The sequence below is a fragment of the Pseudoduganella namucuonensis genome (assembly GCF_900116645.1).
GTDB classification, from domain to species: Bacteria; Pseudomonadota; Gammaproteobacteria; order Burkholderiales; family Burkholderiaceae_D; genus Rugamonas; species Rugamonas namucuonensis.
Genome location: NZ_FPBO01000015.1, coordinates 22,770 through 42,232 on the forward strand (window position 1 = coordinate 22,770; position 19,463 = coordinate 42,232).

The following is a 19,463-nucleotide window of genomic DNA, read 5'->3' on the forward strand; positions in this document are numbered from 1 at the left end:
TTCAGTGTACCCAGCAAGTTGCGCTGTCCCAACCATTTTCCGCTATCTGTTGCGCGTCCAATACCCCGGTTGCGCGTATACCCGCTTTAACTCATCTATAAAGAAACGTATCTTGGCAGGCAGGTGTCTTTGTTGTAGATAGACCGCCATGATGTCGTAGTCCGGCAGCGCGAAATCGTCCAGCACGGTGATCAGGCTGCCCTCGGCCAGCTGCGACTGGATCTCCCACGTCGAGCGCCAAGCCAGCCCCAGGCCCTCGCACGCCCAGCGGTGCAGCAACTCGCCGTCGTTGCAGTCCAGGTTACCTTGTACCTTAACCGTGACGGGTTTGCCGCCCTGTTGAAAATACCAGCCGCGTTGCTGGCCGCCCTGCAGGTTGAAGGCCAGGCAATTGTGGTGTTCCAGGTCCTCCAGGGTGCGGGGGATGCCGTACCGGTCGAAATAGTCCGGCGTGCCGCACACCACGCGGCGGTTCCTGGCCAGCTTGACGGCGACGAAGCTGGGGTCGATCACGCCGCCGATGCGGATGCCCAGGTCGTAGCCCTGGCGCACCAGGTCGATCACCTGGTCGGTCAGGTTGAAGGAGATCTGCACGTCCGGGTTGGCGGCCAGGAAGGCCGGCGCGTGCGGCGCCACGTGCTGGCGCCCGAACGAGGCCGGCGCCGACACGATCAGGTGGCCGGTGGCCGTGTGCCGCCCGGCCGAGATGTTGCGCTCGGCCACGTCGAAATCGGCCAGCAGCTTGCGGCAATCGTCCAGGAACACGTTGCCCTGCTCGGTCAACGTCAGGTGGCGCGTGGTGCGGTGCATCAGCTTCACGCCCAGCCGCTTCTCCAGCGCGTCGATGCGCCGCCCCAGCATCACCGGCGTGATGTTCTGCACCAGCGCCGCGCCCGCCAGCGACCCCTTCTCGACCACGGCCACGAAGGCCTCGATTTGTTTGAATTTATCCATGGAATCATTATTCCATACCTGGAGTATCGAATAAACCGATATTTTGTCGTCTTATCACGGAAGCCCAACGCGGATAGCATACAAAACATCAACAACGGGTTTCACACCATACACATCAGGAGAACGACATGGCAAAGATGACCGCAGCTGAAGCAGCTGTCCACGTACTGAAAAAAGAGGGGATCGACATCGCCTTCGGCGTGCCCGGCGCGGCGATCAACCCGCTGTACGCGGCCCTCAAAAAGAACGGCGGCATCAAGCACATCCTGGGCCGCCACGTCGAGGGCGCCTCCCACATGGCTGAAGGATACACCCGCGCCGCGCCCGGCAACATCGGCGTGTGCATCGGCACCTCCGGCCCCGCCGGCACCGACATGATCACCGGCCTGTACTCGGCCCAGGCCGACTCGATCCCCATCCTGTGCATCACCGGCCAGGCGCCGCGTGCCCGCATGCACAAGGAAGACTTCCAGGCCGTCGACATCGCCTCGATCGCCAAGCCGGTCACCAAGTGGGCCACCACCGTGCTGGAGCCGGCGCAGGTGCCGCGCGCCTTCCAGCAAGCGTTCCACCTGATGCGCTCCGGCCGTCCGGGCCCGGTGCTGATCGACCTGCCGTTCGACGTCATGATGGCCACCATCGAGTTCGATCCGGAAACGTACGAGCCGATGGAGGTGTACAAGCCGCGCGCCACCCGCGCCCAGATCGAAAAGGCGCTGGGCATGCTGAACGACGCCGACAAGCCCTTGATCACCGCCGGCGGCGGCATCATCAACGCCAACGCGTCCAAGCTGCTGGTCGAATTCGCCGAGATCGTCAACGTGCCGGTCATCCCGACCCTGATGGGCTGGGGCACCATCCCCGACGACCACGCGCTGATGGCCGGCATGGCCGGTCTGCAGACCAGCCACCGCTACGGCAACGCCACCGTGCTGGCCTCCGACTTCATGATCGGCATCGGCAACCGCTGGGCCAACCGCCACACCGGTTCCGTGGACGTGTTCACCCAGGACCGCTCCTTCGTCCACATCGACATCGAACCGACCCAGATCGGCCGCGTGTTCGGTCCGGACCTGGGCATCGTGTCCGACGCCGGCCACGCGCTGGAATTGCTGGTCGAAGTGGCCAAGGAATGGAAGGCCGCCGGCAAGCTGAAGGACCGCACCGGCTGGGTCCACCAGTGCCAGGAACGCAAGCGCACCATGCTGCGCAAGACCGACTACGACAACGTCCCGGTCAAGCCGCTGCGCGTGTACGAGGAAATGAACAAGTACTTCGGCCGCAACACCCGCTACGTGTCGGCCATCGGCCTGTCGCAGATCGCCGCCGCCCAGTTCCTGCACGTGTACGAGCCGCGCAACTGGATCAACTGCGGCCAGGCCGGCCCGCTGGGCTGGACCATCCCCGCCGCGCTGGGTGTGCGGGCCTCCGACCCGACCACCGACATCGTCGCGATCTCGGGCGACTACGACTTCCAGTTCCTGATCGAGGAACTGGCCGTGGGCGCGCAGTTCAAGCTGCCGTACATCCACGTGCTGGTCAACAACAGCTACCTGGGCCTGATCCGCCAGTCGCAACGCGGCTTCGACATGGACTACTGCGTGCAACTGGCGTTCGAGAACGTCAACGCGCCGGAACTGAACGGCTACGGCGTGGACCACGTGGCGGTCGTGCAGGGCCTGGGTTGCAAGGCGATCCGCGTGCACACCCCGGACGAGATCATCCCCGCCTTCGAGAAGGCCCGCGAACTGATGGCGCAATTCAGCGTGCCGGTGGTGGTCGAGATCATCCTGGAGCGCGTGACCAACATCGCGATGGGCACCGAGATCAACGCGATCAACGAGTTCAACGACATCCTGGACGTTCAGTAACAAGCCGGAACGGGGGAGCCGACCTCCCCCGCGCAGCAACCTAAAGGAAGAAGACATGCCAAAATTCGCCGCCAACCTGACCATGCTGTTCAATGAACTGCATTTCCTGGACCGCTTCAGCGCCGCCTCGCGCGCCGGCTTCAAGGGGGTCGAGTTCCTGTTCCCCTACGACTTCGAGCCGGAGCAACTGGCCGAGAAGCTGCACCAGTTCCAGCTGGAGATGGTGCTGCACAACCTGCCGGCCGGCCACTGGGCGGGCGGCGAGCGCGGCATCGCGTGCCTGCCGGACCGCGTCGCCGAGTTCGAGGCGGGCGTGGAGCAGGCCATCCGCTACGCCAAGGTCTTGAAGACGCAGCGCGTCAACTGCCTGGTCGGCATCCCGCCGGCCAACGTGGAACGCGCCAAGGCGCAGGCCACGCTGGTGCGGAACCTGAAGTTCGCCGCCAGGGAATTGAAGGCCGCCGGCGTTCCGCTGCTGATCGAACCGATCAACACCTTCGACATCCCCGGCTTCTTCCTGTCGGGCACCCGCCAGGGGCTGGAACTGATCGAGGCGGTCGGTTCGGACAACCTATTCCTGCAATACGACATCTACCACATGCAGCGCATGGAGGGCGAACTGGCCAACACCATCAAGGCCAACCAGTCCGTCATCAAGCACATCCAGCTGGCCGACAACCCGGGCCGCTTCGAGCCGGGCACGGGCGAGATCAACTACCGCTTCCTGCTGAACTTCCTGGACGAGATCGGCTACGACGGCTGGGTGGGCTGCGAATACAAGCCGAAGAACGGCACCGTGGACGGCCTGGGCTGGCGCCAGGCATTGGCGAACTAAAACCAACGCCGAAAGGCCGGGGTCAGACCCCATGGGGTCTGACCCCAGATTCCGCCTCTGGTTCTAATTAATAAACACTAGGAGAAATTATCATGGCAAAACTGGGATTCATCGGTCTGGGCATCATGGGCGCGCCAATGGCGGGCCACCTGCAAGCCGGCGGCCACAAGCTGTACCTGCACGACATCAAAAACCCGCCGGCCAACCTGGTCGAGGGCGGCGCCACCGTCTGCACCTCGGGCGCCGAAGTGGCCAAGCGCGCCGACATCGTCTTCCTGATGGTGCCGGACACCCCGCACGTCGAGGAGGCGCTGTTCGCCGAGGACGGCGTGGCCGCCGGCCTGACCGCCGGCAAGATCGTGGTCGACATGAGCTCGATCTCGCCGATCGCCACCAAGGAATTCGCGAAGAAGATCAACAAGAAGAACTGCGCCTACCTGGACGCCCCCGTGTCCGGCGGCGAAGTGGGCGCCAAGGCCGCCTCCTTGACCATCATGGTCGGCGGCCCGACCGAGGCGTTCGACACCGTCAAGCCGCTGTTCGACCTGATGGGCAAGAACATCACCCTGGTCGGCGGCAACGGCGACGGCCAGACCACCAAGGTGGCCAACCAGATCATCGTCGCGCTGAACATCCAGGCGGTGGCCGAGGCGCTGCTGTTCGCGTCGAAGGCCGGCGCCGACCCGGCCAAGGTGCGCGAGGCGCTGATGGGCGGCTTCGCCTCCTCGCGCATCCTGGAGGTGCACGGCGAGCGCATGGTCAAGCGTTCGTTCAACCCGGGCTTCCGCATCCAGCTGCACCAGAAGGACCTGAACCTGGCTCTGCAAGGCGCCAAGGCGCTGGGCGTGTCGCTGCCGAACACCGCGGCCACCCAGGAACTGATGAACGCCTGCGCCGCCAACGGCCTGGCCGGTCTGGACCACTCCGCGCTGTGCCAGGCGATCGAGCTGATGTCCAACCACAAAATCGCGCAAGGCTGATCCAGCCCGAGCGACGCGCCCCGGCCTCCGGGGCGCTTTTTTTTGCCCAAACCAACGGCAAAAATCCGGGGTCAGACCCCATTGGGGTCTGACCCCGGCCTTTGCCTCTGGTTTTAATCGATACCACCAAAGATCCAAATGCGCCGCGAACGTAAAGCCAAAATAGTAGCCACGCTGGGCCCCGCCAGCTCCGACCGCAACACCATCCAGGCCCTGTTCGAAGCGGGCGCCGACGTGTTCCGCTTCAACTTCAGCCACGGCAGCCACGCCGACCACAAGGCCCGCCACGACATCGTGCGCGCCATCGAACAAGACCTGGGCCGCCCGATCGCCATCCTGGCCGACCTGCAGGGCCCGAAACTGCGCATCGGCCAGTTCGCCGGCGGCAGCGTCGCGCTGGACGCCGGCGCCGAATTCACGCTGGACCGCGACCCCGCGCCGGGCGACGCGCGGCGCGTCTGCCTGCCCCACCCCGAGCTGTTCGAGGCGGCGCGCGCCGGGCAATCACTGTTGCTCGACGACGGGCGCGTGCGCCTGGACGTGCTGGCCAGCGACGACACCACCATCCGCACCCGCGTGGTCAACGCCGGCGTGCTGTCGGACCGCAAGGGCGTCAACGTGCCCGACGCCGTGCTGCCGATTCCCGCGCTGACGGCCAAGGACCGCCGCGACCTGGACTTCGCGCTGGAACTGGGCGTGGACTGGATCGCGCTGTCGTTCGTGCAGCGCCCGGAGGACGTGCTGGAGGCGCAGGCGCTGGTCAAGGGCCGCGCCGGCGTGCTGTCGAAACTGGAAAAGCCGGCCGCGCTGGACCGGCTGGAGGAAATCATCGCGGCGTCCGACGCCGTGATGGTCGCCCGCGGCGACCTGGGCGTGGAACTGCCGCCCGAGCGCGTGCCCGGCGTGCAAAAGCGCATCGTGCGCCTGTGCCGCAAGCACGGCAAGCCGGTGGTGGTGGCCACGCAGATGCTCGAATCGATGGTGAGCGCCCCGGTGCCGACGCGCGCCGAGGCCTCCGACGTCGCCAACGCCATTTACGAGGGCGCGGACGCGGTGATGCTGTCGGCCGAATCGGCCAGCGGCCAGTACCCGGTGCAGGCCGTGTCGATCATGAACCGCATCATCTGCGAGGTCGAGCGCGACCCGCTGTACCCGGCGCTGATCGAGGCGCAGCGCGAGGCGCCGCTGCCGAACAAGGGCGACGCCATCAGCGCCGCGCTGCGCGACGTCACCAAGATCATCGGCGTGGTGGCGACGGTGGCCTACACCACGTCCGGGCACAGCAGCCTGCGCACGGCGCGCGAGCGGCCGCTGGCGCCCATCGTCAGCATCACGCCCAACCGCGACGTGGCGCGCCGCCTGGCGCTGGCGTGGGGCGTGCACAGCACGGTGAGCGCCGACGTGCACAGCGTCGACGAGATGGTGGCTGCGGCCTGCCGCACCGCGCTGCGCGAGGGATTCGTCAAGCCCGGCGACCAGATCGCCATCGCCGCCGGCACGCCGTTCGGCCAGCCCGGCACCACCAACCTGCTGCGCCTGGCCGAGATCTGGCCGCAGTGACCAAACACCCCAGGGGTGATTATTTACCCCTGGGGTAATTAGGCGGCCGTCGCGTCAGACGGGGTCGGGGTCGCCGTAGCGCAGTTCGATGGTGTCGCGCGCGGCGGCGGCCGGGCCGCAGCCGCAGACGGCCATCACGGCGTCGCTCAGCGGGTCCAGCCCCAGCGCCCGCTCGATGTCGACGTCGTTGACGGCGGCCGTGACGAAGGCCGGCATGCCCGCCTCCGTGGCCAGCAGGTAGAAGGTCTGCGACAAATGGCCCGCGTCCAGCGTCACCGCCTTGTAGGCCTTGGGGTGGTTGCGGTACTTCCAAAAGTTGCGCGCCACCCGCGCCACCATCGCCACCTGCATCGGCGCGTCGGCGAACCAGTGCTGGTCGGCGACGAAGCGCAGCGCCAGCGCGGCCGCCGCGGCGCCGTCCAGCAAGGTCAGCGGCGTCAGCGTGTGCGCCACCGGGTGGTAGTGGTACAGCCCGGGCGCCACCCCGTCCACCCGCTGCGCCAGCACATAGGCCTCGATCGGATGCAGGCCGCCGGCCGACGGGCTCAGCTTCTTGAGCACGTGGGCGTCCTCCCCCACCAGGCGCCGCTCCTGCGCGCCGAACGCGCGCTGCAGCAGCCGCGCCGCGACCGGCAGCGGCAGCGAGGCCTCCTTGTCGAAATTGCGCCCGGTGTAGCGCCGGAACAGCGTGTCGTCCAGGCCGGCGCGTTCGACCGGCGGCAACGCCAGCGCCGGTCCCGCCCCCGCCGGTTCCACCGTGGGCGGCGGCGGCGGCCCGTTGGCCGCCACCAGCTGCTGGAAATCGGGGAAATGCATGCCGGTCTCGACCCGCACGTCGCCCCAGCGGCCGAAGGCGTGGGCCAGCGCCGACATCGGCCGCCAGTGCTGCGCGCGCAGCGTCTCGTCGCGCGCGCGGACCGGTTCCCCGTCCGGCGCGTCATCCACCAGCAGGCCCAACGCCAGCAGGCGGGCCACGCTGGCCTCGCCGAAGCGGCGCGCGGCCTCCTCCCGTTCGATCCACACGGTCTGGCCCAGGCCGCCCAGCGCCGCCATGTCGGCGGCGTCCACCTCGACCTCGCGGTCCAGATGCGGCGCCAGCGCCACCCAGCGCATGGTGGCCGACAAGGCGCTGCCGCCCGAGAACAGGCCCGACCAGTCGATCCCCAGCTCCTCGCGCGGTTCGATATACAACACGGCGCAACGTCGTATCTTCATGGATGTATCGCTTCAATTAAAGTTGCTTGGCAACAGCATAAGTCTGTCGTAGGATGGCCGGCGCGCCGTCGCGCGCTCACACGTGTTTAACCACTAAGGGATACCAGAAATGACCACGCAACCCACCGATAGCCTCGACACCCTGCTCGATTACCTGGCCTCCGACGAAGCCTTCCGCGAACGCATGCTGGGCGATCCGGTCGGCGCCCTGGGCAGCATCGGCATCACGCTCGATCCGGCGCAGGTGCCGGCCGTGCGCAGCCTGCCGTCGAAGGAAAGCATCGCGGCCGACCGCGACGCCATCAAGCAAAAGCTCGGCGGCACCGTCGGCATGCTGCCGTTCTTCCTGTCGGGCAAGCTCTAAGCCCCGCCATCCGGCCGCGGCTCAGTCGACCTCGACGGTGTCGCGGCGCGCCGCCTCCGTGTCCGGTCCGTCGGACTCGACCCGGTTGCGGCCGCGGTGCTTGGCCCGGTAGAGCGCGGCGTCGGCGCGCCCCAGCAGCGCGTTGACCGGCTCGCCGGCGCGCATGGTGGCCACGCCGAAGCTGCAGGTCTTGTGCCGCACCACCGGGAAGTGGTAGCCGGCGATCGCCGCGCGCAGCCGCTCGGCGAAGGTGACCGCCTGCGCGGCGTCGGTGTCGGCGCACACCACCAGGAACTCCTCCCCGCCCCAGCGCCCCACCACGTCGATGTCGCGCGAGCCCTCCCTGAGCAGCTCGGCGATGGCGACCAGCACCTGGTCGCCGGCCTGGTGGCCGTGCGTGTCGTTGATCGACTTGAAATGGTCGACGTCGAGCAGCACCACCGAAAACACGCCGTTGCCGCGCAAGCCGCGGCTGTACTCGGTGTCCAGCGCCTGGTCCAGCCGCAGCCGGTTGTACAGGCCGGTCAGCCGGTCGGTGTAGGACAGCGTCTCGAGCTGCTTGTTCTTTTCATCGAGCTCGGCGGTGCGGTCGCGCACCATCGTCTCCAGGAATTCCGCGCGGGCGCTGGCCAGCGCCTGGATCTTGCGCAGGCGCCAGCGGTGCCCCGCCGCCAACGCGCCCAGCAGGCCCAGCGCCAGCAGCGCGCGGCACCACCAGGTCTGGTGCCAGGCCGGCTCGACGGTGATGCGCATCGACAGCTCGTGCGGACTCCAGACGCCGTCGCGGTTGCTGCCGCGCATGCGCAGCAGGTAGCCGCCCGGCTTCATGTTGCTGTAGGACGCGACGCGCCGGCTGGCGTCCGCCTCCACCCAGCCCTTGTCGTAGCCCTCCAGCCAGAAGGCGTAGCGGTTGCGCGGGCTGGCCGAGTAGTCCAGCGCGGCCACCTCGACCTCGAAACTCCTGGCCTCGGCCGGCACCGTCAGCCCCGCCCCGCCACTCGCCAGCAGCGGCGCCGCCGGCAGCGCGCGCGCGCCCACGCGCGCCGCGCTGACCACCAGCGGCGGCTGGTAGCCCCACTTCTCGGCCTGTCCCGGGTGCACGATGGTGTAGCCGCCGGAGGTGCCGAACAGGATGTCGGCCTGCGGCGTGCGGGTCGCGGCGCCGACGAAATAGGGCTGGAACACCAGCCCCTCGGCGCGGCCGTAGGCGCGCGCGCGCAGGGTGGCGATGTCGACCGCCGCGATGCCGCTGATGGTCGAGACCCAGACCCGCCCGGCGCCGTCGGGCTGCATCGCCACCACGCTGGGGTTGGGCAGGCCGTCGGCCAGGCCGACGCGGCGGAACACCGGCGCGCCGTCCGCCGCCCGCCCCTCGAGCACGCTGATGCCGCCGGTGTTGGTGCCCACCCACAGCCGGCCGCGGGCGTCGATGGCCAGCGAATACACGGTGGAATCGGCCAGCCCGGACGGGTTGCCGGGCGCGCCCATGATGTGCTCGACCGCGCCAGTGGCCGGGTCGAGCCGGTTCAAGCCGTTCTGCGTGCCGATCCACAGCGCGCCGCCGGCGTCGGCCACCACGGCGGTGACGCGATTGTCGCTCAGGCCGCCCGCCGCCGCCGGGCCCGCCGGGTAGGCGCGCACCGTGCGCGCCCGCGGATCGAAGCGCAGCACGCCGCCGCCGGTGCCCAGCCACAGCTCGCCGCCGCGGCGCAGGATGGTGCCCACCCGCGGGTGCGGCTCGCCCTGCGGCATCGGCACGCGCGCCACCTTGCGGCCCTGGGCGCTGGTGCGGTACAGGCCGAGCTGGGTGCCGATCCAGGCCTCGCCCGGCTCGGCCTCGGCCATCGACAGCACCAGCCGCTTGGGCAGGGCGCTGTCGGGACGGGCCGGATCGGGCCGCAGCGCCGCGACGCGGCCGCCGTCGGGATGGATCAGGTCGATGCCCTGGTCGCCCAGCGCCACCCACAGCCTGCCGGCGGCGTCGTTCATGAAGGCCAGCACCGACACCTCCAGCAGGCCCTCGCCGTCGAACACGGTCTCGATGGCGCGGTTGCGGGGGTTGTGCGTGTCGACGCCGCGCTCGTTGGCGACCCACACCAGGCCGCTGCTGTCGCGCCACAGCGCGGCGACCCGGTCGTTGGCCAGGCTGGTCGGCATGGCCACGCGGTGCGCGATGCGGCGCCCGCGGCCGGTGTCGTCGAATTCGATGACGCCGCCGCCGTAGGTCGCGGCCCACCAGCGCCCGGGCACGACCTCGGCCAGCGACAGCACCATCGTGCTGTTGGCGTCCTTGACCTGGTCCAACGCCAGGATGCGCCCCTCCGCGGCCCCGGCCTCGACCAGGCCGACGCCGCTGCGCAGCGTGCCGAACACCACCTGGCCCAGCGTGTTGGTGGCCAGCGCCAGCACCGCGTCGCTCCAGGCGCCGGCGGCCGCGCCGTCCACCACCGCCACCGGTGCGATCCGGCCGCCGGCCGCGTCGCGCCGCGCCAGGCCGGCGTTCGAGCCTATCCACAGGTCGCCGTTGCGGTCCAGCGCCAGCGCGCGGATCTGGTTGGCCCGGCCCCCGCCCTCGCGCGGATGGCGGGTGACGACGCCGCGCGCCGTGTCGATGTGGTCCAGGCCGGCCGGGCCGCCCACCCACACGCCGCCCTTGTCGTCGCTGGCGATGGCGCTGACCGACACGCCGGACAGCCCGCCCGGGCCGGCCGGGTAGCGCACGAAGCGTTCATGGACCTTGTCGTACATGGCCGCGCCGGCGGTCGAGGTGCCGACCCACAGCCGGCCCCGCCCGTCCACGTGCACGGTCTGGATGAAATCGCCCGGCAGGGAGCCGGGGTCGTCCTTGTCGAAGAAGAAATTGCGCATGGCGTAGCCGTCCCAGCGGGCCAGGCCGCGCTGGGTGCCGAACCAGAGGAAGCCGTCGCCGTCCTGCGCCAGGCTCATGACGACGGGATGGGGCAGGCCCCGGTCCGGCGTCAGGTGCTCGAACATGGTGGGCCCCAGCGCTTCCCAGCGGTTCTGCGCCGCGCCGGCCGCGCCGGCGGGGTTCCCCACGCCGAGGAGGATGGCCGCGGCGGCGGCCAGCGAACGCAGCGCCGGGGAAGCGGCCGCCGGCGAACGGCCGGACGCGGCCGGACGACGCCGTCGGCGGGGTTGTGAAAAAGACCAGACTGGGCGCATCACTCACATCTCTCGGGACACCGCGCGGGACACTTTTCCGTCGGCGGCTATTGGGGTGCGTCAATTATATCAGCAGTATCCGCGTGGAAATTCGTGTGTGGCGGAAATGAAAAACGCCGGCGGCGCCGGCGTTGTCGAGGCCATGTCCAGCCGCGCCTATTCGCCGCGCTGGTGCACCTGCCGGCCGGCCGCGTAGGTGGCCGCGACCGTGCGGTCGTCGCCCAGCAGCGCCAGCGCGAACAGCAGTTCCTCCAGGCTGTTGGTGCGCGTGCTGCGGCGCTCCAGCAGCGGCGTGGCCTTCGGGTCCAGCACCACGAAGTCGGCCTCGGCGCCGGCCACGAAGTTGCCGATCGTGCCCTCCAGCCGCATGCTGCGCGCGCCGCCCAGCGTGGCCAGGTAGAACATGCGCAGCGCCGGCATGTAGGTGCCGCCCATGCGCGCCACCTTGTAGGTCTCGTTCATGGTCTGCAGCATCGAGAACGAGGTGCCGCCGCCGACGTCGGTGGCCAGCGACAGCGTGACGTTCTGCTGGTCGGCCGAGGCGAAGTCGAACAGGCCGCTGCCCAGGAACAGGTTGGAGGTGGCGCACATCGACACGGCGGCGCCGGTGGCGGCCATGCGGGCGCGGTCCTCGTTGTCCAGCCACACGCAGTGCGCGTACATCGAGCGCGGACGCAGCATGCCGTAGTGGTCGTACACGTCCAGGTAGCTGCGCGCGTTCGGGTACAGCGACTTCACCCACGCCACCTCGTCGGTGTTCTCGGCCACGTGCGTCTGCAGGAAGGTGTCCGGATAGGCTTGCGCCAGCTCGCCGCACAGTCGCATCTGCGCCTCGGTCGAGGTCGGCGCGAAGCGCGGCGTCAGCGCGTACAGCTGGCGGCCCTTGTTGTGCCAGCGCTGGATCAGCTCTTCGCTTTCGCGCGCGCCCGATTCGGCGGTGTCCTGCAGGAAGTCCGGGCAGTTGCGGTCCATCATGACCTTGCCGGCCACCATGCGCAGGTTGCGTTCGGCGCTGGCGCTGAAGAAGGCGTCCACCGACTCTGGATGCACGGTGCAGAACACCATGGCGGTGGTGGTGCCGCAGCGGGTCAGCTCGTCGAGGAAGAAGTCGGCCACGCCGCGCGCGTGCTCCGGATCCTTGAACTGGCGCTCGGTGGGGAAGGTGTAGGTGTCCAGCCACGGCAGCAGGCCCGGGGCCGGCGAGGCGATCATGTCGGTCTGCGGGTAGTGGATGTGGGTGTCGATGAAGCCCGGCATGATGATCTTGCCGCGGTAGTCGCGCACCTGCGCGCCGTCCGGCAGCGTGGCCTTCAACGCGTCGTAGTCGCCGGCCGCCTGGACGCGGTCGCCGTCCACGATCAGCAGGCCGTCCTCGTGCCAGGAATGGGCCCGGTCGCTGAACGCGGGGTCCGCCGTGAAGTGCAGGATGCTGGCGCGGAAGGCCTTGATGCCCGTCTCTTGTTGTGGTGTGGTCATGATGTCCGGTATTGGTCAGCTGCCGCGGTAGGTCGAATAGGCCCAGGGCGACACCACGATGGGCACATGGTAGTTGGCGCCGGCGTCGGCGATGCCGAAGGCGATCACCACCTCGTCGATGAAGCGCGGCTCCGGCATGGTCACGCCCTGCGCGGCGAAGTAGTCGCCGGCGCCGAACACCAGCTCGTACTTGCCGGTCTTGACCTCGTTGCCCTGCAGCAGCGGCGCGTCGCAGCGGCCGTCCTGGTTGGTGGTGTCGGTCTTTACCAACACTTTTTCCGCGCCGTTCACGCGGTACAGCTTCAAATGTACGCCCGCGCCCGGCTTGCCCTGCGTGATGTCCAATACGTGGGTACTCAGCTTGCCCATGGTGTCTCGCTTTCTGTTGAGATTGAATTCGGAAGGTCCTGGATGAAAATCATATACGGCGATGTGCATCGGGATATACGTATTGATGGATATCAACCATGAACGCGGCGGACATAATCGGGTTTCCAGACCTACATAACACCAAAGGGAGACGCAAGATGCACAAAGCTTTACGAGTGGCCGCCGCCGGCGCCGTTGCCGCCATGGCCTTCACCACCGGCATGCAGCAAGCCGGCGCGGCCGACTGGTCCGACACCTCGATCGGCTACCGCTACGGCACCAAGTTCGCCGAGCCGTTCAACGCCAGGGACATCGACAAGCACATCGTCAATCTGACGCACGCCAGCGGCAACAAGTTCGGCAGCGATTTCATCAACGTGGACTTCCTGGAGTCGGACGGCAACGACGCCAACGCGCAGGAAGCCTATGTGCTGTACCGCCACACCTTCGACATCGGCGCCATCGGCGGCAGCCCGATCAAGTTCGGTCCCGTGCGCGGCGTCGGCGTCACCGCCGGCTTCGACTGGAACACCAAGAACGACCCGTTCTACGCGTCCAAGAAGCACATGCTGGTGGCCGGCCCGACGCTGATGATCGACGTGCCCGGCTTCCTGAACGTCAGCCTGCTGGCCCTGTGGGAAAGCAACAAGCCGGTCGGCATCGCCAGCCGCTACTCCTACGACACGCACGCCATGCTGACCGCCTCGTGGGGCATCCCGCTGGGCAAGACCGGCCTGTCGTTCGAGGGCTACGCCAACTACATCGGCTCCAAGGGCAAGGATGAATTCGCCAACGCCACCTCGCCGGAGACCAACGTCGACATGCAGGTCATGTACGACCTGAGCCCGAGCATCGGCATGAAGGCCGGCAGCGTCAAGGTCGGCCTGGCGTACCAGTACTGGCGCAACAAGTTCGGCAACCAGCACCGCATCCCGGGCTCGACCGCCAAGACCCCGATGATACGCGCCGAGTACCACTTCTAAGCGCCACCGGCGACACCGCAGGTCCCAGGCCCGGCCCAGTCCGGGCCTGACGCATTTCGGAACGCCGGGCCGTAAATACCCCTGGGGTATTTTTTGTTGCACGCCGCGTCAGCGTAGTCCCACAAACACACGGGGACATGGCCGATGCGATCGGCGGCTTGCGGTTTGCATAATGTCGCCTGTTCATTTTTGCAAGCGACTCACCATGAAACTGATAGATCAACGCTACCTCGCCGGCGCCAACCTGTATTCGACCAAGCCCGCCGTGCTCGGCATTCTCGACGTCGGCGACGTCGCCGCGCCGCAGGGCGAAGGCGTGCGCGCGACCGCGCGGCGCGTCAGCGGCTGGCTGGGCGGGCTGCGGCAGGTACGCAGCCTGGTCGGCCTGCGTGGCAACGTGGGCGAGCGGTCGGCGGACGGGCTGGCGATGGCGCAACTGGTGCAATGCGTGGCGTTGAAGTTGCAGCGGCTGGCCGGCAGTGAACCGATCTTCGCGTTCGTCAGCGGCGTGCCGCAAATGCCGAGCCGCTACCGCCTGGTGCTGCCTTGCCGCATGCAAAAGATGGCGGCGGTGGCGCTGGAGGCGGCGGTCGAGTTGATCGACGCCGCGCGCGCCGGCAAGGCTTACCGCGTGGACGCGGCGCTGGCCCGGCTGCGGGCCGCGTCGGAACGGCGCGTAGCCACCTCCCCGTCCCGCTCCGCCCCATGCCGCCGCTCCGCGCGCCCCAGCCGCCGAGCCCCGCAACACCCGGCCGCGTCAACCGCCGTCCCCCCGTTGCAAGCGAGCTGAGCCCCATTTGGGGCCTGGCCCCAAATGGGGCTCAGCTCGCCTGCGGCGCGTCCTGGCTTGCCCTTGGTCGAGCTTGTGGGTGGGGAAGACGACGCTACGGCAACATCACCGGCCGCCGGCCTTGGCGCGGTAGTAGTCCGCCAGCACGCCGAAGGCCTGCTTGCGCACGCCCGTCTCCGACAACAGGCCCTTGCGGTTCCAGCCGTTCTGGATCACCGGGTGCTCGCGGCGCGGGGACCGGAAATCCTTCAGAATCCACGGCGACATGCCGCGCAGTGTCGGGATCTTCTCCGCCATCGCCAGCGTCTGGCGGTAGTACCCGGCCTGGTATTCCTCGGTGAACTTCTTGTTGCCGTCGTCGCGGTAGCCCGCCAGCGCGTCGGCGCCGAATTCGGACAGGATCAGCGGCCGGTCGGCCGGCACCCGCCACTTCAGGCCGGGCAGCGCGTCCAGCGTGTCGTTGCCGTACCAGCCGGCGTAGGTGTTCACGGCCAGGACGTCGAGCTTGTCCATCAGCGGGTCCTGGATCGCGGTGACCTCCTCGCCGTCGACGTCGTCGTTGACCTTCCTGCGCTCCACCAGCAGCGCCGCGCTGATCAGCCGCGTCGGGTCCAGCGCGCGCACGTTGTCGGCCATGGCGCCGTGGAAGCGCGTGCGCGGCGCCGACACCGGGGTCTCGTTCCCCACGCTCCACATCACCACCGAGGCGCGGTTGCGGTCGCGGTAAATGGTCTCGGCCTGCATCGCCAGCGCCTTGCGCAGCACGTCCGGATTCTCCCAGTCCACCGTCCAGTAGACGGGGATCTCGCTCCACACCAGCAGCCCCATCTCGTCGGCCAGCCGCACCGTCACCTCGGAGTGCGGGTAGTGCGACAGGCGCACGTAGTTGCCGTTCAAGCCGTGCTTGATCTCGTGCAGCAGCGCGCGCGAGGCCGACTCCGTCATGTTGCGCGCCGGGTTGGGGCCGAATTCCTCCTCGTGCAGCGAAATCCCGCGCAGGAAGATCGGCTTGCCGTTGAGCAGAATCTGGCTGCCCTTGACGGCGATGGTGCGGAAGCCCATGCGGTCGCGCACCGTGTCGGAGGCGGCGCTGAAGCGCACGTCGTACAGTTTCGGGCTGTCCGGCGACCAGCGTTCCAGCCCGGCCGGCGCCTTGATGTCGAACACCGCGCGGCCGTCGGCGTCCGCGACCGCCGTGGCGGTGGCCAGCGTGCCGATGGCGACGGTGACCGTTTGCCGCGCCGCCCGCGGCCCCTGCAGGCGCACCTCGCCCGTGATGCGGCCGTCGGCCCGCAGGTTCAGCGTGGCGTCGTCGATGAAGGTGGCCGGCGTGTAGACCAGGCGCACCGGGCGCGTGATGCCACCGTACAGGTCCCAGTCGGTGATGAAGGTGGGGATGGACTGCGCGTCATGGGTGGAATCGACGCCGACGGTGAGGCGGTTGTCGCCGGCGCGCAGCGCGTCCGTGACCTCCAGCGTGAACGGGGTGAAGCCGCCCTCGTGCCGGCCGATCTCCTTGCCGTTGAGGTAGACGTAGGCCTTGTAGTTGACCGCCTCGAAACGCAGGAAGGCGCGGCCGCCGTTCAGCGGCTTCGATTTGAATTTGCGCTGGAACCAGATCAGGCCGTCGTAGTAGCGCAACTCCGGCTGGGCCGCGTTCCAGGCGCCGGGAACGGCGATTCGCGGTCCCCGGTCCATGTCGAACTCGAAGAAGCCGGTGCCGCCCTTGGCCTCCTCGGCGGCGATGTCGATGTCGCGGTAACGCTGCATGCGCGACTTCGCGACCCAGCCGTTGATGTCGGTGAGGCCGGTGCGGTACAGGTCCTTGGAATAGGTCCACTGGCCCGACAGGTCCTGGCTGTCGCGGTGCACCGCGCCGGTCAGCAGGAACGCGGGACGCAGGTCCCGCGCCGCCGCCGGCACGCAGGCGATGGCCCATCCGGCGACGAGCAGCAAGGTGGTGATGAATTTTTTCATGATGTGATGAGTAGTGAATCGAACCTTCAAGAGACCAGCCCCGCCGCGCGCGCCGCCTCGTCCAGGCTGTCGCCGACCAGCGCCAGGTTCTGGATGGCGGCCAGTCCCCACTGCGCGGAGCCGTTGGTGCTGACGCCGGGCTGCTCGTCCAGCGGCCGCAGCACGGCGACGCCGTCGACGCGGCGGGTGAACACGCCTCCCCTCAGAAAACCGGACGAGCCTAGCAGCTCGCGCCAGGCCCGCAGCGCCAGCGCCTTGTCCCCCTCGTGGTGGGCCACGTAGGCCGTCAGGCGCGAGTGCGAGTCGATCTGCGAGCGGCCGCCGGGGTCCTTGCCCAGCAAGGCGACCAGCTCCTCCTTCGGCGAATTGTAGTAGCGGCAGTACTCCAGCCACGCCCTGCGATAGGCCGGCGCGTCGACCAGCGTGAGCAGCTCGGAGCTCATTTCCACCACGCCGAACACGCCGTTCAACTGCGAGATGGCGATGTGGTCGCCCTCCCCCATGAACTTGCCCGTCCCGGGATCGTAGGGCGCGGCGGACGCGAACCAGCGGCGCTTGAGTCCACCGATGCTTTGCATGCCGTTGACGATCTTGTCGCGCCAGCGGGTGTCGCCGGTGCGCTCCCATTCGGTCAGCCAAGCCGCGACCAGCGAACCCCACATGGTGCCGAAGGACGCGTTGACCAGGCCCGGGGCGGCGGCCCGCGCGGCGTTGGCGGGCAGCTTGCGCGAGATGTCGACCTTGTGCAGGTCGGCGTCCGACTCCAGCAGCTCGCGCATCAAATCGCCCACGCGCTCGTCGGCGGTGAGGTAGTAATAGATGCGGCGGTAGGCGGCGTTCGAGACCCTCGGCTGCTTCGACGAATCGGACCAGTGCTGCACGCCATGGCGCGTGCCGAAGCCCTTGAAGCGGCCCAGGTGGTACACGTCCACCTCGCCAGTGTGGCGCGTCATGGCCTCGGCGAGCTTGAAGATGTCCGCGCGCCCGGTGCGCAGGTAGCTGTACCACAGCCACAGGTCGGTCGACAGCTCCGAATTGTCCCAGGCGTAGCCGCCGATGTCGTAGCGCCACATGTGGCGGTCCTCGTCGTAGGCGTGCATCACGTCGCCATAGGACCAGAAGCCGTACCAGCGGCGCTGTTCGACCTCCTTGATGTACAGGCCCACCTGCGCGGCCAGCCGGTCCTCGATCAGTTTGCGCGCGGGCGTGCCGGCGTCGGCCGGGTCCCAGTCGCCGAACACGCCGCACTGGTGGATGCGTTGCGGCGACAGCGCCAGGCGCGCAGGGTTGGCGACCTGCTCGGCCATGTCCGAAAACGCCTGGTGCGACGGGGTCGCGCCCAGCACCCACAGCTGCAGCTCCGAGGTGCGGGCGACGCCTGCCGGCGTGTCCCAGCCCTCCTCGTAGTCCTCGTAGGTGATGTTCAGGCCCGCGACCTGCTCCTCGTGCGTGTCCATGCCGTCGGCTGCGCGGTAGGGGCGCATGTCCATGGCCGGCGCGGCGGGCGACCATAGCCAGGCCGTGACGTCGGCCATGGCGCTGGCCGCGCCGCGCACGTCGAGCTGGGTGGGCGCGCGCTGCCAGAAGTCCTTGAAGCCGAGCGCGATGCCGCCCCCCGCGCCGCCCGCGTAGGCCAGCCCCTTGGTGCGGGTGCCGGCGTTGGAATCGATCCAGGCTTGCCCGGCGCGGGTGCGCTTGCGGATCACGAAACCGTCGGACGTCGGCTGGGACAGCGAGAAATCGCCCCACTCCGGTATCCATTGCAATCCGGCCTGCACGGGTTTGGCCATGCCCTCCATCGGCGGCAGCGCCTTGCCCGCGACCTGCGCGTCGCGGTAGGCCTGGCCGGGGTCGCGGCGCAGGCCCGTCACGGGCCGCACCGCCTCGCCCCACACGCCCACGCCCTCGCCGGCGAAGCGGATGTGGCGGTCGTGGCTGGCGTCCGTCATCGGCGCCTTGGCCGTCACGCCGAGACCGCGGATGAAGTCCCGGGCCGGGTCGCCGTCGTAGACGAAGGAGTGCGCGATGCGCACGCTGTCCGAGCCGGCGTAAAAGTACAGGCGCACCGAGAACGGCAGCCAGTCGCGCCCGTTGCCGGAGTGCGCGCCCTCGGCCTTGAGCACCGCGCGCACCGGGCCTGTCTGTTCGATGGTCACCCGCGCGACCTTGCCGGTGAACGGCTGCCGCGTCACGCTGCCGCCCTCCTCCGGCTCGGGTCCGTCCTGGCGCAGGGCGACCAGTTTGAGTTCCCGCATCGTCACCCTGCCCGCGCGGGTCGCGGACGCGATCAGATGCTCGCCGGCCTTGGGCACGGTCCAGACGATGTCGCCGGCGGTCACCACGATGCCATCCGCAGTCTCCTTGACCGAGACGGCGGCGGGCATGGGCGTGGACGCGGGCGCGCCTGCCTCGATGCGCAAGTCGCCGGCCGGCGCGCCGCCGGCGATCGCGTGCGCCGTCCATTTGAGCGAGCCGTCCGGCCAGTAGGCGAGCGGCCAGGATTGCATGGCCAGGCCCGCGCCGGCGCCGGCCAGCCGGAACCGCGGCGTTTTATCGCCTACAGGTTTCACCGTTCCGCGCGGCCAGGGCACGCCCAGGGTCGCCCCCTCGAAGCGGGCCGGCGCCTTGCCGTCCAGCCAGATCAGCGCCGTGCCGGACACCGGGGCGGCCTTGCCGCCAGTGTTGGCCGTGGCGCTTCTGGCCGTCTCGGGCAAGGCCGACATGACGGAAACGGCCGCCGTCGCATGGAGAAAACGGCGACGGGATGGAATAAACGGTGCCATGCAGCCTCTCGGATAGTTCCCAGCGCAAGCCATGTCACGCTGAAATATTAGTATCGAAGAGCAAGTATAGGCGTTGGCGCTGTTCTGAGCGGAACCGGCCAAAAATAATCATGTCCGTGCGCG

Annotated in this window: 14 protein-coding genes; 7 read left to right on the plus strand and 7 right to left on the minus strand. The window is 68.8% G+C overall.

All coding sequences use genetic code 11. The features are described 5' to 3' along the window. Window positions 1-42: 42 nt before the first annotated feature. Complete coding sequence (locus BM436_RS16710; protein WP_093556670.1) at window positions 43-954, minus strand: LysR family transcriptional regulator; 912 nt, start codon at window positions 952-954, stop codon at window positions 43-45. A 128-nt stretch (window positions 955-1,082) separates the two neighbouring features. Here BM436_RS16710 and gcl point away from each other — a divergent pair, with 128 nt between their 5' ends. The 4 genes from gcl (at window position 1,083) to pyk (ending at window position 6,200) form a co-directional block, all read left to right on the plus strand. Continuing rightward, window positions 1,083-2,825 (plus strand): glyoxylate carboligase, encoded by a 1,743-nt coding sequence (gcl, locus tag BM436_RS16715; RefSeq protein ID WP_093556671.1) that lies wholly within the window; start codon window positions 1,083-1,085, stop codon window positions 2,823-2,825. A gap of 55 nt (window positions 2,826-2,880) precedes the next feature. Beyond that, window positions 2,881-3,660, plus strand: coding sequence for a hydroxypyruvate isomerase (gene hyi / locus BM436_RS16720; protein WP_093556672.1), 780 nt, complete (start codon window positions 2,881-2,883; stop codon window positions 3,658-3,660). A gap of 92 nt (window positions 3,661-3,752) precedes the next feature. Continuing rightward, window positions 3,753-4,640: a 2-hydroxy-3-oxopropionate reductase gene (locus BM436_RS16725; protein WP_093556673.1), complete on the plus strand. Its 888-nt coding sequence runs from the start codon at window positions 3,753-3,755 to the stop codon at window positions 4,638-4,640. Window positions 4,641-4,778: 138 nt separating this feature from the next. Then, the gene (gene pyk, locus BM436_RS16730) at window positions 4,779-6,200 is read left to right on the plus strand and encodes a pyruvate kinase (RefSeq protein WP_093556674.1); all 1,422 of its coding nucleotides are present in this window, start codon (window positions 4,779-4,781) and stop codon (window positions 6,198-6,200) included. 54 nt (window positions 6,201-6,254) lie between these two features. Here the strand turns inward: pyk and BM436_RS16735 are convergent, their stop codons facing one another. Next, on the minus strand, window positions 6,255-7,415 hold the full coding sequence (locus BM436_RS16735; RefSeq protein WP_093556675.1) for a putative peptide maturation dehydrogenase: 1,161 nt from the start codon (window positions 7,413-7,415) through the stop codon (window positions 6,255-6,257). Between the two features lie 109 nt (window positions 7,416-7,524). Here BM436_RS16735 and BM436_RS16740 point away from each other — a divergent pair, with 109 nt between their 5' ends. Continuing rightward, a complete protein-coding gene (locus BM436_RS16740; protein ID WP_093556676.1) occupies window positions 7,525-7,779 on the plus strand; it encodes an NHLP-related RiPP peptide in 255 nt (84 codons plus the stop codon). Window positions 7,780-7,800: 21 nt separating this feature from the next. Here the strand turns inward: BM436_RS16740 and BM436_RS16745 are convergent, their stop codons facing one another. From BM436_RS16745 to uraH, 3 genes are all read right to left on the minus strand, one after another. Continuing rightward, window positions 7,801-10,962, minus strand: a complete 3,162-nt coding sequence (locus tag BM436_RS16745) for a ligand-binding sensor domain-containing diguanylate cyclase (RefSeq protein ID WP_229490393.1) — start codon at window positions 10,960-10,962, stop codon at window positions 7,801-7,803. Between the two features lie 156 nt (window positions 10,963-11,118). Then, complete coding sequence (gene guaD, locus BM436_RS16750; RefSeq protein WP_093556678.1) at window positions 11,119-12,438, minus strand: guanine deaminase; 1,320 nt, start codon at window positions 12,436-12,438, stop codon at window positions 11,119-11,121. Window positions 12,439-12,453: 15 nt separating this feature from the next. Next, window positions 12,454-12,807 (minus strand): hydroxyisourate hydrolase, encoded by a 354-nt coding sequence (gene uraH / locus BM436_RS16755; RefSeq protein WP_093556679.1) that lies wholly within the window; start codon window positions 12,805-12,807, stop codon window positions 12,454-12,456. Between the two features lie 158 nt (window positions 12,808-12,965). Between uraH and BM436_RS16760 the strand changes: the two genes are divergently transcribed. Further along, window positions 12,966-13,790 carry an outer envelope protein gene (locus tag BM436_RS16760; RefSeq protein WP_093556680.1) on the plus strand — a complete coding sequence of 275 codons (825 nt, stop codon included), beginning with the start codon at window positions 12,966-12,968 and terminating at the stop codon, window positions 13,788-13,790. 205 nt (window positions 13,791-13,995) lie between these two features. After that, window positions 13,996-14,580, plus strand: coding sequence for a cyanophycin synthetase family protein (locus tag BM436_RS16765; protein WP_093556681.1), 585 nt, complete (start codon window positions 13,996-13,998; stop codon window positions 14,578-14,580). 105 nt (window positions 14,581-14,685) lie between these two features. Here BM436_RS16765 and BM436_RS16770 read toward each other — a convergent pair whose 3' ends face one another. Beyond that, window positions 14,686-16,557 (minus strand): glycoside hydrolase family 2 protein, encoded by a 1,872-nt coding sequence (locus BM436_RS16770; protein WP_093556682.1) that lies wholly within the window; start codon window positions 16,555-16,557, stop codon window positions 14,686-14,688. A 26-nt stretch (window positions 16,558-16,583) separates the two neighbouring features. After that, a complete protein-coding gene (locus BM436_RS16775) occupies window positions 16,584-19,340 on the minus strand; it encodes an exo-rhamnogalacturonan lyase family protein (protein WP_093556683.1) in 2,757 nt (918 codons plus the stop codon). Between the last annotated feature and the right edge of the window lie 123 nt (window positions 19,341-19,463).